The sequence below is a fragment of the Pseudomonas sp. FW305-70 genome (assembly GCF_058783925.1).
Map to the genome: position 1 here is coordinate 217,944 of NZ_JBYSYZ010000002.1, position 16,858 is coordinate 234,801.

Below are 16,858 nucleotides of genomic sequence, written 5' to 3' on the forward strand. Positions count from 1 at the left end.
TCGATAAATTCAGAAACGCCTCACCACAGGAAGACTCCCGAACCTGCAAACCGGTGTGATAGCGTTCTTTGTCGAAAAAAGCAAAGGACGCACAAATGACCATTCGCTACGCAAAGATTGCAATGACCCTGGCGCTCGCCGCATTCGCCTTCATGACCGTGTTCAACAACATCACCGACTACGGTTCCAACTTCAACTTCGTCCGGCATGTGCTGAGCATGGATACCACCTTCCCTGACAACGCCGCCCGGTATCGCGCAATTGATCTGCCTTGGGTGTGGCATGGGGCTTACTGGCTGATCATCCTTGGCGAGGCCATTACCTGTGGACTTCTTGGCTACGGCGCACTACAACTCTGGCGCTCACGGTCAGCCGGTGGGCATGAGTTCAGACAGGCCAGGAAGTGGGCCGTAGCGGGTTTGACGACCGGGTTTTTCGTGTGGTTTTTCGGCTTCATGGTTGTTGGAGGTGAGTGGTTTCTGATGTGGCAATCCGACATTTGGAATGGTCAGGACGCAGCCTTCAGGTTCTACATGGCAATACTGGGCGTGCTGATCTTTCTGAATCAGCCCGATTCCGATCTTGACTGATCCCCAATAAAAAACGGCCCGCACCATAAAGCTGCGAGCCGTTCTTTTATCAGGGACGGGAAGCGTCCCCCCCATCACTCATCACTTGTTCAGACGATAATCACGCTCTGCAGCCTCAAAACGCTGGAACATGCCGGCAGTCGGCGTGCCCATTTTGCTGACGAAGTAGATCGCCAGGCTGGCGAAGATGAAGCCCGGGATGATTTCGTACAGGCCCAGCAGTTCGAAGTGTTTCCAGACGATCACGGTGATCGCGCCGACCAGGATACCGGCCAGTGCGCCGTTGCGGGTCATGTCTTTCCAGATCACGGAGATCAACACGACCGGACCGAATGCGGCACCGAAACCGGCCCAGGCGTAGCTCACCAGACCCAGTACACGGTTTTCCGGGTTGGCTGCCAGGGCGATAGCCACCAGGGCAACCAACAACACCATGGCACGACCGACCCAGACCAGTTCCAGCTGCGAAGCGGATTTACGCAGGAAGGTCTTGTAGAAGTCTTCGGTCAGGGCGCTCGAGCACACCAGCAACTGGCAGCTCAGGGTGCTCATGACGGCAGCCAGAATGGCCGACAGCAGGATACCCGCGATCCATGGGTTGAACAGGATCTTGGCCAGTTCGATGAACACACGTTCGTGGTTCTCGGAAACCGCGCCAGCCACATCCGGGTGTGCCGAGAAGTAGGCGATACCGAAGAAGCCCACAGCCACGGTGCCGCCCAGGCACAGGATCATCCAGGTCATGGAGATGCGACGGGCTTTGGCAATCGATTTCACCGAATCAGCCGCCATGAAGCGCGCGAGGATGTGCGGCTGACCGAAGTAGCCCAGACCCCAGCCCATCAGCGAGATGATGCCGATGAAAGTGGTGCCCTTGAGCATGTCGAAGTTGCTTGGATCTTGCGCTTCGATGGCCAGGAAGGTGGTGTCGACACCACCAGTGGCCAGCAGCACGATTATTGGCGTCAGGATCAACGCGAAGATCATCAGGGTGGCTTGTACGGTGTCGGTCCAGCTTACGGCCAGGAATCCGCCGATAAAGGTGTAGGCAATCGTCGCCGCAGCACCGGCCCACAGCGCCGTCTCGTAGGACATGCCGAAGGTGCTTTCGAACAGACGGGCACCGGCCACGATGCCGGAAGCGCAGTAGATGGTGAAGAACACCAGGATCACGACCGCAGAGATGATCCGCAGCAGGCCGCTCTTGTCTTCGAAGCGGCTGGCGAAGTAGTCCGGCAGGGTCAGTGCATCACCGTTGTGCTCGGTCTGTACACGTAGACGGCCGGCGACGAACAGCCAGTTCAGGTAGGCGCCGACGATCAGGCCGATGGCGATCCAGCTTTCGGAAAGACCGGACATGTAGATCGCGCCGGGCAAGCCCATCAACAACCAGCCGCTCATGTCGGAGGCACCGGCGGACAGTGCAGTCACGACGCTGCCCAGGCTGCGACCGCCCAGAATGTAGTCGGAAAGGTTGTTGGTGGAGCGATAGGCCATCAAGCCGATCAGCACCATTGCTGCGATGTAGATCACGAACGTGATCAGGGTTGGATTGCTTACGCTCATTAAGTTACGCCCTGGCTTTGTTTTTATGTAGCGGCGGCTGGTGAACCGCTCGCAAACGCATACGTTTGACAGACGATCCGGATTCCCGCGCATTTATGACTGATGTTTCCCCAGGAAAGCCATCAGCCGGAGCACCCGGTTTCTGTTCGGGTTGCACCTTGGGCGCGAATGCTATTCAACAAAGTAAATATGGTGCAACCTGTTTCTTGAGAATAAGTTGCACCCTTTTCAATTTGCGACAAATCCTACGGTTTTTGCTCCCTTTTAGCGCAGTCCAGCCGCTTTGCTAGAAGAAAAAGCACCAAGCAAGCGCGGTACAGACGTACCAGAATTTATTTCCTGACGAGTCGCGTAATATTCCGACAAAAAAAGGGTTGCACCCGGTTGCACCTCAACAGTTGCACGGCTAATCTTGGCGCCAGCTGATGCCACGCAGTCGTGGCAAACATGAGGATAAAAACATGGCTACCACCACCCTTGGGGTCAAACTTGACGACCCGACCCGCGAACGCCTCAAGGCCGCCGCGACCTCGATTGATCGCACGCCGCACTGGTTGATCAAGCAGGCAATCTTCAATTACCTGGAAAAACTCGAGGGTGGTGCAACCCTGACCGAGCTGAGCGGTTTGACCAAGGATTCCGACGACAGCGTCGACGCGCCTCTGGATCACGCCCACCAGTGCTTCCTCGAATTCGCCGAAAGCATCCTGCCGCAGTCGGTACTGCGCGCCTCGATCACCGCCGCCTACCGCCGCCCTGAGCCGGAAGTCGTGCCGATGCTGATCGAGCAGGCTCGCCTGCCGGCCCCGATGGCCGAAGCCACCAACAAACTCGCCGCCTCGATTGCTGAAAAACTGCGCAATCAGAAGAGCGCTGGCGGCCGTGCCGGCATCGTCCAGGGCCTGCTGCAGGAGTTCTCCCTGTCGTCCCAGGAAGGCGTGGCGCTGATGTGCCTGGCCGAAGCGCTGCTGCGCATCCCGGACAAAGGCACCCGTGACGCCCTGATCCGCGACAAGATCAGCACCGGTAACTGGCACCCGCACCTGGGCAACAGCCCTTCGCTGTTCGTCAACGCCGCCACCTGGGGCTTGCTGCTGACCGGCAAGCTTGTATCCACGCACAACGAAGCCGGCCTGACTTCGTCCCTGAGCCGCATCATCGGCAAGAGCGGCGAACCGATGATCCGCAAGGGCGTCGACATGGCCATGCGCCTGATGGGCGAGCAGTTCGTGACCGGCGAAACCATCGCCGAAGCCCTGGCCAACGCCAGCAAGTTCGAAGCCAAGGGCTTCCGCTATTCCTACGACATGCTGGGTGAAGCTGCACTCACCGAGCACGACGCACAGAAGTACCTGGCCTCGTACGAACAAGCCATCCACTCGATCGGCAAAGCGTCCCACGGTCGCGGGATTTATGAAGGCCCGGGCATTTCCATCAAGCTGTCGGCCCTGCACCCTCGCTACAGCCGCGCCCAGTACGAGCGCGTGATGGATGAGCTGTACCCGCGCCTGCTGTCGCTGACCCTGCTGGCCAAGCAGTACGACATCGGCCTGAACATCGACGCCGAAGAAGCCGACCGCCTCGAGCTGTCGCTGGATCTGCTCGAGCGCCTGTGCTTCGAGCCGCAACTGACCGGCTGGAACGGCATCGGTTTCGTGATCCAGGCTTATCAGAAGCGTTGCCCGTACGTGATCGACTACGTGATCGACCTGGCTCGTCGCAGCCGTCATCGCCTGATGATCCGCCTGGTGAAAGGCGCGTACTGGGACAGCGAAATCAAGCGCGCCCAGGTCGAAGGCCTGGAAGGCTACCCGGTCTATACCCGCAAGGTGTACACCGACGTGTCCTACATCGCTTGCGCGCGCAAGCTGCTGTCGGTGCCGGAAGTCATCTACCCGCAGTTCGCCACGCACAACGCCCACACCCTGTCGGCCATTTATCACATCGCCGGTCAGAACTATTACCCGGGCCAGTACGAGTTCCAGTGCCTGCACGGCATGGGTGAACCGCTGTACGAACAGGTTGTAGGCAAAGTCTCCGAAGGCAAGCTGAACCGTCCGTGCCGCGTGTACGCGCCAGTCGGCACCCACGAAACCCTGCTGGCTTACCTGGTGCGTCGCCTGCTGGAAAACGGCGCGAACACCTCGTTCGTCAACCGTATTGCCGACCAGTCGATTTCGATCCAGGAACTGGTAGCCGATCCGGTAGCCAGCATTGAGCAGATGGCAACCGTGGAAGGTGGTTTCGGCCTGCCGCACCCGCGCATTCCGCTGCCGCGTGACCTGTATGGCGCCGAACGCGCCAACTCCAGCGGCATCGACATGGCCAACGAACATCGTTTGGCGTCGCTGTCCTGCGCACTTCTCGCTACCGCGCACAACCACTGGAAAGCCGCACCGATACTCGGCTGCGCGTCCAGCAACGAAGCCCCGGCTCCCGTGCTGAACCCGTCCGATCTGCGTGACGTGGTCGGCCATGTGCAGGAAGCCACCGTCGAAGACGTCGACAACGCGATCCAGTGCGCCCTCAACGCTGCACCGATCTGGCAGGCCACCCCGCCCGCCGAACGCGCCGCGATCCTGGAACGTGCCGCCGACCTGATGGAAGCCGAGATCCAGCCGCTGATGGGCCTGCTGGCCCGCGAAGCCGGCAAGACCTTCGCCAACGCCATCGCTGAAGTTCGCGAGGCCGTGGACTTCCTGCGTTATTACGCGGTGCAGGCACGCAACGATTTCACCAACGACGCTCACCGCCCGCTGGGTCCAGTGGTGTGCATCAGCCCGTGGAACTTCCCGCTGGCAATCTTCAGTGGTCAAGTGGCTGCCGCCCTCGCCGCCGGCAACCCGGTATTGGCCAAGCCTGCGGAACAGACTCCGCTGGTCGCCGCTCAAGCCGTGCGCCTGCTGCTCGAAGCCGGCATTCCCGAGGGCGTGCTGCAACTGCTGCCGGGTCGCGGTGAAACCGTGGGTGCCGGTCTGGTCGGCGACGATCGCGTCAAAGGCGTGATGTTCACCGGTTCCACCGAAGTCGCACGCTTGCTGCAACACAACATCGCTGGCCGCCTGGACAGCCAGGGCCGTCCGATCCCGCTGATCGCCGAAACCGGTGGCCAGAATGCGATGATCGTCGACTCTTCGGCACTGACCGAACAAGTGGTGATCGACGTGGTTTCGTCGGCCTTCGACAGCGCCGGCCAGCGTTGCTCGGCCCTGCGCGTCCTGTGCCTGCAGGAAGATTCCGCCGACCGCGTCATCGAAATGCTCAAGGGCGCGATGGCTGAAAGCCGTCTCGGCAACCCTGAGCGTCTGTCCGTGGACATCGGCCCGGTGATCGACGCCGAAGCCAAGGCCGGCATCGAGAAGCACATCCAGGCCATGCGCGACAAAGGTCGCAGCGTGTACCAGGTGGCCATCGCCGATGCTGAAGAAGTCAAACGCGGCACCTTCGTGATGCCGACCCTGATCGAACTGGAAAGCTTCGACGAACTGCAACGGGAGATCTTCGGCCCGGTGCTGCACGTGGTTCGCTACAAGCGCAAGGACATCGATCAACTGATCGGCCAGATCAACGCTTCCGGCTACGGCCTGACCCTGGGCGTGCACACCCGCATCGACGAGACCATCGCCAAGGTGATCGACAACGTCAATGCCGGTAACGTCTACGTCAACCGCAACATCGTCGGTGCCGTGGTCGGCGTGCAGCCGTTCGGCGGCGAAGGCCTGTCGGGGACCGGTCCGAAAGCCGGTGGCCCGCTGTACCTGTACCGCCTGCTCTCGACCCGTCCTGCGGATGCGATCGAACAATCCTTCGCTCGTGGCGATGCCGCCGCAGCACCGGACGTTCGACTGCGCGACGCCATGAGCAAGCCGCTGACCGCCCTGAAAGCCTGGGCCGACAGCCACAAGTTTGCCGACCTGAGCACCCTGTGCGTGCAGTTCGCCGCGCAATCGCAAAGCGGCATCACCCGCGTTCTGGCCGGCCCGACCGGCGAGCGCAACAGCTACGCGATCCTGCCACGGGAACACGTGCTGTGCCTGGCGGAAGTCGAAGGCGACCTGCTGACTCAACTGGCGGCGGTACTGGCTGTCGGCGGTTCGGCGGTGTGGCCGGAAGGTGAACTGACCAAGGCGCTGTTCGCACGCCTGCCGAAGGATATTCAGGCGCGCATCAAGCTGGTTTCCGACTGGAACAAGGACGAAGTGGTGTTTGACGCGGTTGTGCATCACGGCCATTCCGACCAGTTGCGTGCGGTTTGCCAGCAGGTGGCCAAGCGTGCCGGTGCGATTGTCGGTGTGCAGGGTCTGTCGCAAGGCGAAACCAACATTGCGCTGGAGCGCCTGGTGATTGAACGTGCGTTGAGCGTCAACACCGCTGCGGCGGGTGGTAATGCCAGTTTGATGACCATCGGCTAAACCCGATAAGCCGGGCAGCCACGATAGCTGCCTGGCAATCAAATCCCTGTGGGAGCGGGCTTGCTCGCGAAAGCGGACTGTCAGTCAACTTAAATGTTGAATGTGACGACCTCTTCGCGAGCAAGCCCGCTCCCACAATTGTTTTGTGGTGCCTGTTAAGTTGGCGCTCTGCCCTACCATCACGCTCATCAATCATCCTGTTCAGCCTCTATTCCCCCGCCTAGACTCGGCCCATCCCAACAAAAGGTAGGCCGCCATGTCCGAGACGTTGCTCAGTTCCCGCAATCTGGCTTTCGAGCTGTATGAAGTCCTCGATGCCGAGGGCCTGACCCAGCGTGAACGTTTCGCCGAGCACAATCGCGAAACCTTCGATGCAGCCATTGGCACCGCCCGCAGCATCGCCGAGAAGTTCTTCGCCCCGCACAACCGCAAAGGCGACGAGAACGAGCCGCGCTACGAGAACGGTCAGGCAATCCTGATTCCAGAAGTGAAACCGGCGGTGGATGCTTTCCTCGAAGCCGGCTTCCTCAACGCCGCGCGCAGTTTCGAAGCCGGCGGCATGCAACTTCCTACGCTACTGTCCCAAGCCTGCTTCGCACACTTCCAGTCGGCCAACGCCGCTTCGACCTCTTATCCGTTCCTGACCATGGGCGCGGCCAACCTGATCGAAAGCTTCGGCACCGATGAGCAGAAGCGCCGCTTCCTGCAACCGATGATCGACGGCCGTTTCTTCGGCACCATGGCCCTGACCGAACCCCACGCGGGCTCATCGCTGTCGGATATTCGTACCCGCGCGGAGCCTGCGTCCGACGGCACTTATCGCCTCAAGGGCAACAAGATCTTCATTTCCGGTGGCGATCATCCGCTGTCGGAAAACATCGTGCACATGGTCCTGGCCAAGCTGCCGGATGCGCCGGCCGGGGTGAAGGGCATCTCGCTGTTCATCGTGCCCAAGTTCCTGGTCAACGATGACGGCAGCCTCGGCCAGCGTAACGACGTGCTGCTCGCCGGGCTATTCCACAAGATGGGCTGGCGTGGCACCACGTCCACCGCGCTGAATTTCGGCGATAACGGTGAGTGTGTCGGCTATCTGGTGGGCAAGCCGCACCAGGGTTTGAGCTACATGTTCCAGATGATGAACGAGGCGCGGATTGGCGTCGGCATGGGGGCAGTGATGCTCGGCTACGCCGGCTACCTGTACTCGCTGGAATATGCCCGCGAACGTCCGCAAGGACGCGTGCCGGACAGCAAGGACCCGAACACTGCACCAGTGGCAATCATCCAGCACGCTGACGTCAAGCGCATGCTACTGACACAAAAGGCCTACGTTGAAGGCTCGTTCGACCTCGGCCTGTACGCGGCGCGACTGTTCGACGACACCACCACCCTTGAAACCGAAGCCGAACGTAAGCAGGCCCATGAATTGCTGGACCTGCTGACGCCGATCGTCAAATCCTGGCCCTCGGAGTTCTGCCTGAAGGCCAATGAACTGGCGATCCAGATCCTCGGCGGCCACGGCTACACCCGTGAATACCCGGTGGAGCAGTACTACCGTGACAATCGCCTGAACCCGATTCACGAAGGCACCCACGGCATTCAATCGCTGGACCTGCTGGGCCGCAAACTGGCGCAAAACGGTGGCGCGGGGCTCAAGCAACTGATCCGCCTGATCGCCGACACCGCCGAACGTGCCCAGGCGTTCGAGTCGCTGACGCCGCTACGCGAGCCGCTGGAGAAACTGGTGGCGCGCCTGCAGGCCGTGACCATCGGCCTGCTGACCGACCTGGCGCAAGGCAAGGTCAACAGCAGCCTGGCGAACTCGGCGCTGTACCTGAAGGTGTTCGGGCACACGGTGATCGGCTGGCGCTGGCTGGAACAGGCGATTCGTGCCGAGGACGGGCTGGCAAAAGGCAATGCGGCGGATGTGAGCTTCTATAAAGGAAAGCTGCAGGCGGCGCGCTACTTCCTGACATGGGAAGTGCCGGGGTGCCACCATGAACTGGCGATTCTTGAGGCGCGGGATGATGTGTGCCTGGGCATGCAGGATGAGTGGTTCTAGCTCCAAATACTTGTAGTGCTGCTTAGATCCATTCGCGAGCAAGCCCGCTCCCACAGATGAATGTATTTCAAATGTGGGAGCGGGCTTGCTCGCGAAGACGTCCGCGCAGACGCCACATCACCCCAGCTTGAACCCACCCATCTGCCGCGCCAGATCATCCGCCAACCGCTGCAACGTCTGGCAATCCTCACGACAAGCCCTGACCTCCCCCGCCGTCGCTCGCGCCAGATCGGAAATGCCCTGCACGTTGCGATTGATTTCCTCGGTCACTGCCGATTGCTCTTCCGTCGCCGTCGCCACCTGATGGTTCATGTCGCTGATGCGCTCCACCTGTCCGGTAATCGCGGTCAACGAGGTACCGGTACGCTGGCTCGACTCGACACCCGTGCCCGTCGCAGCTTGCCCGGAATGCATCGACGTCACCGCGTTCTCCGCGCCTTGCTTGAGGCTGCCGATCATCTGCTGGATTTCATCGGTGGACGATTGCGTACGCCGCGCCAGGGTACGCACTTCATCGGCCACCACGGCGAACCCACGGCCCATGTCGCCCGCACGCGCCGCTTCGATAGCGGCATTGAGCGCCAGCAGGTTGGTCTGCTCGGAAATCCCGCGAATCACCGCCAGCACCTGATCGATGGATGCCACTTGATGAGCCAGCTCGGCCACCGCCGTGGCCGCTACACCGATTTCCCTGGACATGCTTTCAATGTGGCGGATAGAACCACCCACCACCTCCCGCGCCTGCAGCGCTTCATCACGGGCGGTTTGTGACGCGAACGCCGCGTTGCCGGCATTCTGCGCAATGTCCTGCACGGTCAGGCCCATTTCGTGAACAGCGGTGGCGACCATGTCGGTCATTTCCTGCTGACGACCAGAGCGTTCGGCGGTGTTGTCCACCACCCGCGCCACCTGGCCGACAGCGGTGCGCAGGCGCTCGCTGGTTGTCAGCACTTCGCCGATCATGTCGCGCTGGCTATCCAGGAACCGATTGAAACCGCGCGCCAGATCGCCCAGCTCATCGGCGCGGCTGGAATCCAGCCGCTGGGTCAAATCTCCACCACCGCTACCGATGGCCACCAGCGCCGCTGTTACCTGGCGAATCGGCCGCACCAGCCCACGGGCCAGCAACACCACCAGCAACAGGCACACCAGTGCCACCGCCAGGCCGATGCCGCTGCTCATCCACATGGCACGGCGGGCTTCGGCGTAGATCTGCGATTGCGGCACTTCGGCCACCAGGGTCCAGCCGAGATCACGCAGCGGCAAGCTCAAGGCGAGGAAGTCTTCGCCGTCGCGCTGGAAGCCGCTGCTGGTGGCGGCTTTTTGACTCATCACCGCTTGCGCCGCTGTAGCACCAATCTGCTCGGCCAAGGTGCGTTTGCCGCTGAACTGCGCCTCGGGATGCACCTGGATCAAACCGTCGGAACGCACGAGATAGACCTTGCCGCGCTCACCGAAGCTGAAATTGTGAATCAGCTCCGACAGCTCTTTCATGCTCAGGCCAAGCCCGGCAACGCCCACGACTTTGCCGGCCTGCTCGACCTTGAGGTCGATGAACAGCGCCAATTCTCCGGTGGCCGTGTCGTTATCGATGTTGAGGGTGCGCGGCTGATTGCTGTCGAGGAACGCGTAGAACCAGGCATCTTTGGGATTGGATCGGCTGAGGGTGCGGTCCAGGCCCTTTTCGGTGATGTAGTGATTGGACGCGGTGCCGACAATCAGCGCGGTAAAGGCTTTGTGTTCGGCGCGGATGCCTTCCAGATAGGTGGCAAAGGTGCTGGTCTGGGCACTGTCTTCACCCCCGGCCAACCAGTCGCGCACCATGCTGTTGCTGGCGATGTCCTTCGCGGCGGTGAGGGGCTGGACGAGGATCCGCTCGATGTCGTTGCGCATCGCCTCGATGCTCGACGGCAATGCCTGCTCGACCAGATAGCTCTGGGCGAGACGGTTGACCACGAGGGTATAAATGCCAACCACGATCAGGATACTGACCAGAAGGGCGGTGCCCATGCTCAGGATCAACTGCCATTGAATACTGCGTCGCCAGAACTGCATGGAGCACCCCCAAAGAATAAGAGGCTGAAACACTGCAACAGCCGTGCCGATTGTATACAAACCAATCGACAATCTATTCTTTGGTTGTGCGCAAAGCCGATCAGGCCTGATTGATCGTCTTGGAGATCACTTCAACCGTGGCGCTGACTTGCTCTTGGTAACGGTCGAGTTCGAGCTTGTGCTGTTTCTGCATTTCAATCTGCTGGGAGCACAGATTCATCGCCGCCAGCACCAGCAGTCGGTCACCGATCAGCGTCGGGTACTTCCTCTTGGTTTCGGCCAGGGCTGCTTTCAACATCATCGCGGCGTCCAGCAGGGTTTGTTCTTCCCCGGCCGGTGCCTTGATCGAATAGTCCTCCCCCAGGATCGAGACGACTTTTACCCCTGCGGCGTTGTAACTCATGCGCTGACAGGGCCTGCGCTGACGCGCTCAACCAGGGCCTGGATGCGAGCCGCCGTGGCGCCTTGTTTCTCTTCCTGCTCCATCAGGCTCAGTTGCAGGCTTTCGTTTTCATCCTTGGCCTGGGCCAGTTCTGCAGTCAGGGTCTGGTTGGTGCCGAGCAACGTCTGGTTCTGTTGCACCAGGTCGCTGACCAGTTGTTCCAATTGGCTTAGGGATGCTTCCAACATTTTGATATTCCGGGCTTTTTCAAAGGGCGCGTACGATAAAGAAAAGTCACCGTGGATGCCAGGGTTATACAGGCGCAAAGCCTTGATTTTGCTGACGGGCGACCTTCCTCGCGAGTTTTAAAGACTGTGATAAGCCAATCTGGTTCCTGCACTTCGTCGCCCGCCCCCAACTTGTGTAGGAGCGAGCTCGCTCGCGATGATTTCAATGGCGACGCGTTGAGTCAGGCAGTACGCGTTATCGTTGACGCCCATCGCGAGCAAGCTCGCTCCTACAGGGTTCTGCGTTTCAAAAGCTTTTTGACAGCATCACATTTCAACAGGTTAGAATCGCTGGCACGCAGACTGCATGGTCAGTTTGTGCCCGCCTTTCAGCTTTCTGGAGTACTGCCTTTGAATGCGACGACCATCAACAGCCTGTTCTTGATCGGCGCGTTGCTGGTAGGTGCGAGCATTCTGGTGAGCTCCCTTTCGTCCCGCCTCGGCATCCCGATTCTGGTGATCATCCTGGCCGTCGGCATGGCGGCCGGCGTCGATGGCGGCGGCATTATCTTCGACAACTACCCCACGGCTTATCTGGTCGGCAACCTCGCACTGGCGGTGATCCTGCTCGACGGCGGCTTGCGTACCCGGGTCTCGAGTTTCCGCGTGGCGTTATGGCCGGCGCTCTCTTTGGCCACGATCGGAGTGCTGATTACCACCGGGCTGACCGGCATGGCGGCCGCCTGGCTGTTCGACCTGAATCTGATCCAGGGCCTGCTGATCGGGGCTATTGTCGGCTCCACCGACGCCGCGGCGGTGTTCTCGCTGTTGGGTGGCAAAGGCCTGAACGAACGGGTAACCGCCAGCCTTGAAATCGAATCCGGCAGCAACGACCCGATGGCGGTGTTCCTCACCGTCACCCTGATCGACATGCTCGCCAGCGGCCAGACCGGCCTGCACTGGAGCCTGCTGACCCACCTGATCCGCGAGTTCGGCATCGGTGGCGTCATTGGCCTGGGCGGTGGCTGGCTCATGCTGCAACTGGTCAACCGCATCAACCTGGCCACCGGTCTTTATCCGATCCTGGTCATCGCCGGCGGCCTAGCGGTGTTTGCCCTGACCAACGCCCTGCACGGCAGCGGCTTCCTTGCCGTGTACCTGTGCGGCCTGGTGATCGGCAACCGTCCGGTGCGCAGCCGCCACGGTATTTTGCACATGCTCGACGGCATGGCCTGGCTGGCGCAGATCGGCATGTTCCTGGTGCTGGGGCTGTTGGTGACACCTCACGACCTGCTGCCAATCGCCTTGCCGGCACTGGCACTGGCGCTGTGGATGATTCTGTTTGCCCGGCCACTGTCGGTGGTGGTCGGCCTGCTGCCGTTCAAGGCATTCCATGGTCGTGAGAAAGTGTTCATTTCCTGGGTCGGCCTGCGCGGCGCGGTCCCGATCATTCTCGCGGTGTTCCCGCTGATGGCCGGCCTGCCCAACGCCCAGCTGTACTTCAACCTCGCCTTCTTTATCGTGTTGGTGTCGCTGCTGGTTCAGGGCACGAGCCTGCCGTGGGTCGCCAAGCTGCTCAAGGTGACGGTGCCTCCGGAGCCTGCCCCCATCTCGCGCTCGGCCCTGGAAGTGCACGTTACCAGCGAGTGGGAGCTGTTCATTTATCGCCTCGGCGCGGAAAAATGGTGCATCGGTTCACCCCTGCGTGAGCTGAAAATGCCCGAAGGCACCCGTATCGCAGCCCTGTTTCGTGGTCAACAATTGCTCCATCCGTCGGGTAGTACGGTGCTGGAAGTCGATGATTTGCTGTGTGTTATCGGCCATGAACACAACCTGCCGGCCCTCGGAAAACTCTTCAGCCAGGCCCCCCAACGGGGCCTCGATCTGCGCTTCTTCGGCGACTTCGTACTCGAAGGAGACGCCCAGCTGGCCGCGGTTGCGGCCCTGTATGGGCTGAAGGTCGAAGGCATCGATCCGGACATGTCCCTGGGCCGCTTCATTGCCCAGAAAGTCGGCGGCGCGCCGGTAGTGGGTGACCAGGTGGAATGGAACAACACCATCTGGACCGTGGCGGTCATGGACGGGAACAAGATCGGCAAAGTGGGCGTCAGATTCCCCGAAGGAAGTCGCCCGGGCCCCGGACTCTTCCTCTAAACTGCTTCCACTCTCACTTGCTTGACCGGTCTTTATGCCTAACCTGCGCTCCTTTTTCGCCATTGCCCTTCTGGGTTTGAGTCTCTCTGTCGGCCCCCTTGGTTTTTCACAAGCGGCACAAGCGGCCGAACCGCCCTCCAGCGAAGCTGTGCAAGCGAGCCTGGACAAGATTGCCGACCGCAAACTGCCGGAAGCCGATCAGAAGGCTTTGCAATCCGTCCTGCAAGGCACGCTCAACCAGCTCAACAACAAGCGTGATTACGAGCAGAAGCTGACCGATCTCAAGCAAACGTTGAGTTCTGCCCCCAAGCAGACGATCGAGAACCAGCGCGAACTGACCCGCCTCAAGGCCAGCGCCGTGGTGCCGGTGGCGCAGCGCTTCGCCAAAGAGTCGATCCAGCAGCTGGAGCAAATGCTCACTGAGCGCTCCACCCAGCAAAGCGACCTGCAAAAAGCCCTGGGCGATGCCAACAGCCTGATCATCACTGCCCAGACCCGCCCCGAGCGTGCCCAGGCGGAGATATCCGCCAGTCAGACGCGCATCCAGCAGATCAACAATACCCTCAAGAACGGCAAGGACGCCGGCAAGACCCTGAGCGCCGAGCAGCGCGACCAGCTCAATGCCGAACTGGCGGCACTGAACGCCCTGATCCCGCTACGCCGCCAGGAACTGGCCGGCAATACCCAATTGCAAGACCTCGGCAACAGCCAGCATGACCTGTTGTCGGAGCGATCCGACCGCCTGGACAAGGAAATCCAGGAACTGCAAACCCTGATCAACCAGAAGCGTCTGGCGTTGTCCCAGGAAACGGTCACCCAACAATCCATCGAAGCGCAGAAGGCCGGCGGCAGCAGCCTGTTGGCCACCGAAAGCGCGGCCAACCTGAAGCTCTCGGACTATCTGCTCAAAAGCACCGACCGCCTCAACGAAGTCACCCAGCAGAACCTGCAGACCAAGCAACAACTGGACAGCCTGACCCAGAGCGATTCGGCGCTGGACGAGCAAATCAACGTACTCAAAGGCAGTCTGCTGCTCTCGAAGATTCTCTACAAACAGAAACAGGCGTTGCCGCGCCTGCGGCTCGACCGCAACCTGGCCGACCAGATCGCTGACATTCGCCTGTATCAGTTCGAAGTCAGCCAGCAACGGGAACTGCTGAGCAATCCGACCACCTACGTTGAAAACCTGCTGTCGACCCAGCCCCCCGAGCAAGTCACGCCGCAGTTGCGCAAAAGCCTGATGGAACTGGCCACCACCCGCGCCGACCTGCTCGAGCGGCTCAATCGCGAACTGAGCGCAGTGCTCAATGAATCCATCACCCTGCAACTGAACCAGAAACAGCTGCTCAGCACCGCACAAAGCCTGCGGGCGACGCTCGATGAGCAGATGTTCTGGATTCCCAGCAACAAGCCGCTGGACCTGGAGTGGATTCACAGCGTGCCAGATCGCCTCCAGCGTCAACTCGATTCACTCCCGGTACTGTCAAGCCTGAGCGAACTGGCCGACGGCTTGACCCAACGCCCTCTGCTGTTCCTGCCATTGGCGCTACTGATCGGTGCGCTGCTGTGGCGACGCAAGAGTCTGTACGCACGGCTGAACAAGGTTCACCAGGACATCGGTCACTTCAAACGCGATAGCCAGTGGCACACCCCGCAGGCGATTCTGATCAACATCCTGCTGGCGATGCCGGTTTCCCTGGGCCTCGCCCTGTGCGGGCTGGCCCTGCAAATCGACGCCCGCGGGCAGAACGCCAATATGGGCGCGGCGCTGCTGCAAATGGCCGGGGCCTGGCTGGTGTTCTACACCGCCTACCGGATCCTCGCGCCGGGTGGCGTGGCAGAACTGCATTTCCGCTGGGAAAAGCCCCAGGTGGAATTCCTGCGCAGATGGATCCGCCGCCTCGGCATCGTGGTGATGGCACTGGTGACCGTAGTGGCCGTTGCCGAACTGCAACCGGCGGCGCTGGCCGATGACGTGCTCGGCATGCCGGTGGTGCTCACCTGCTACGCCTTGATGACCTTGCTGCTCAGCCGCCTGCTCATCAGCAGCCCGACCCACGAGAACGCCTCGCTGTTCCGCAAACTGGTGGGGATCCTGTTCACCGCCCTGCCTGTCGCGCTGTTCGTGGCGGTGTGCTTCGGCTACTACTACACCGCGCTGAAGCTCAGCGACCGCTTGATCAATACCCTGTACCTGCTGATGTTCTGGCTGGTGATCGAAGCCACCTTCGTGCGCGGCCTCAGCGTGGCGGCCCGGCGGCTGGCCTACCAGCGCGCCCTGACCAAGCGCCTGGCCGCCAAAGAGGCCGGCGATGGCGAAACGGTGATCGAAGAGCCGACCATGGACATCGAGAAGGTCAACGAACAGTCTCTGCGCCTGATCCGCCTGGCACTGCTCGGCGGTTTCATGGCGGCGCTGTATTGGGTCTGGGCCGACCTGATCACCGTGTTCTCGTACCTGGACAACATCACCCTCTACGAATACACCAGCGGTACCGGCGCCAACATGAGCATGGTGCCGATCAGCATCGGCGACATGCTCGGTGCGCTGATCATCATCGGCATCACCTTCGCCCTGGCGCGCAACTTGCCCGGCCTGCTGGAAGTCTTCGTGCTGTCCAAGCTCAACCTGGCCCAGGGCAGCGCCTACGCGACCACCACGTTGCTCTCGTACGTGATCGCCGGCGTCGGTTTCGTCTCGACCCTGTCGACCCTGGGCGTGAGCTGGGACAAGTTGCAATGGCTGGTGGCGGCGCTGTCGGTCGGCCTCGGTTTCGGCATGCAGGAAATCTTCGCCAACTTCATTTCCGGCATCATGATCCTGTTCGAACGTCCGGTGCGGATCGGTGACACCATCACCATCGGCAACCTGTCGGGTACGGTGAGCAAGATCCGCATCCGTGCCACGACCATCACCGACTTCGACCGCAAGGACATCATCGTCCCGAACAAGACGTTCATCACCGGGCAACTGATCAACTGGTCGCTGACCGACACCATCACCCGGGTGACCCTCAAGCTCGGCGTCGACTACGGCTCGGACCTGGACCTGGTGAAAGAGTTGCTGCTCAAGGCAGCACGGGATAACCCGCGCGTCCTGAAAGACCCGGAGCCGCATGTGTACTTCCTGAATTTCGGCGAAAGCACCCTCGACCACGAGTTGCGCATGCACGTGCGCGACCTCGGCGACCGCAACCCGGTGCTCGACGAGGTCAACCGCTTCATCAACCGCGAGTTCAAGAAGCAGCACATCAACATCTCGTTCCGGCAGATGGAGGTCTACCTCAAGAACCTGCACGGCCAGGAATACAAGATGGTGCCCATCGAGCCGGAAGCGAAAACCATCGTGCCGATCGTCGACGGCAGGCCGGCGCAAGAACCGCCCGCCGCCAAACTCGACTAACCGGCCTTTC

At 60.9% G+C, this 16,858-nt stretch carries 9 protein-coding genes and 1 pseudogene; 5 read left to right on the top strand and 5 right to left on the bottom strand.

Annotation, left to right across the window (positions count from 1 at the left end):
- The first annotated feature begins 95 nt into the window (after positions 1-95).
- Positions 96-590: a DUF2165 family protein gene (locus AC3WN7_RS02480; protein WP_102673189.1), complete on the top strand. Its 495-nt coding sequence runs from the start codon at positions 96-98 to the stop codon at positions 588-590.
- Positions 591-671: 81 nt separating this feature from the next.
- On the opposite strand, the gene putP is transcribed toward AC3WN7_RS02480, so the two are convergent.
- Complete coding sequence (gene putP / locus AC3WN7_RS02485) at positions 672-2,156, bottom strand: sodium/proline symporter PutP (RefSeq protein ID WP_102673190.1); 1,485 nt, start codon at positions 2,154-2,156, stop codon at positions 672-674.
- A 461-nt stretch (positions 2,157-2,617) separates the two neighbouring features.
- On the opposite strand from putP, the gene putA reads away from it, so the two are divergent.
- Positions 2,618-6,568: a trifunctional transcriptional regulator/proline dehydrogenase/L-glutamate gamma-semialdehyde dehydrogenase gene (gene putA / locus AC3WN7_RS02490; RefSeq protein ID WP_102673191.1), complete on the top strand. Its 3,951-nt coding sequence runs from the start codon at positions 2,618-2,620 to the stop codon at positions 6,566-6,568.
- A gap of 256 nt (positions 6,569-6,824) precedes the next feature.
- The gene (locus AC3WN7_RS02495; protein ID WP_102673192.1) at positions 6,825-8,627 is read left to right on the top strand and encodes an acyl-CoA dehydrogenase; all 1,803 of its coding nucleotides are present in this window, start codon (positions 6,825-6,827) and stop codon (positions 8,625-8,627) included.
- A gap of 117 nt (positions 8,628-8,744) precedes the next feature.
- Here AC3WN7_RS02495 and AC3WN7_RS02500 read toward each other — a convergent pair whose 3' ends face one another.
- The 4 genes and pseudogenes from AC3WN7_RS02500 to AC3WN7_RS02515 all read right to left on the bottom strand — a co-directional run bounded on the left by AC3WN7_RS02500 (position 8,745) and on the right by AC3WN7_RS02515 (position 11,312).
- On the bottom strand, positions 8,745-9,590 hold the full coding sequence (locus tag AC3WN7_RS02500) for a methyl-accepting chemotaxis protein (RefSeq protein ID WP_409077336.1): 846 nt from the start codon (positions 9,588-9,590) through the stop codon (positions 8,745-8,747).
- Positions 9,591-9,608: 18 nt separating this feature from the next.
- A pseudogene (locus tag AC3WN7_RS02505) lies at positions 9,609-10,682 on the bottom strand (HAMP domain-containing protein); the annotation flags it as partial.
- Positions 10,683-10,782: 100 nt separating this feature from the next.
- On the bottom strand, positions 10,783-11,085 hold the full coding sequence (locus AC3WN7_RS02510) for a cell division protein ZapA (RefSeq protein ID WP_007981180.1): 303 nt from the start codon (positions 11,083-11,085) through the stop codon (positions 10,783-10,785).
- Complete coding sequence (locus tag AC3WN7_RS02515; RefSeq protein WP_007971835.1) at positions 11,082-11,312, bottom strand: hypothetical protein; 231 nt, start codon at positions 11,310-11,312, stop codon at positions 11,082-11,084. Before AC3WN7_RS02515 ends, AC3WN7_RS02510 begins: the two co-directional genes overlap by 4 nt.
- A gap of 390 nt (positions 11,313-11,702) precedes the next feature.
- Between AC3WN7_RS02515 and AC3WN7_RS02520 the strand changes: the two genes are divergently transcribed.
- Positions 11,703-13,445 carry a potassium/proton antiporter gene (locus tag AC3WN7_RS02520; protein WP_102673194.1) on the top strand — a complete coding sequence of 581 codons (1,743 nt, stop codon included), beginning with the start codon at positions 11,703-11,705 and terminating at the stop codon, positions 13,443-13,445.
- A 34-nt stretch (positions 13,446-13,479) separates the two neighbouring features.
- Positions 13,480-16,848 (top strand): mechanosensitive channel MscK, encoded by a 3,369-nt coding sequence (mscK, locus tag AC3WN7_RS02525; RefSeq protein ID WP_095964648.1) that lies wholly within the window; start codon positions 13,480-13,482, stop codon positions 16,846-16,848.
- Positions 16,849-16,858 lie beyond the last annotated feature (10 nt).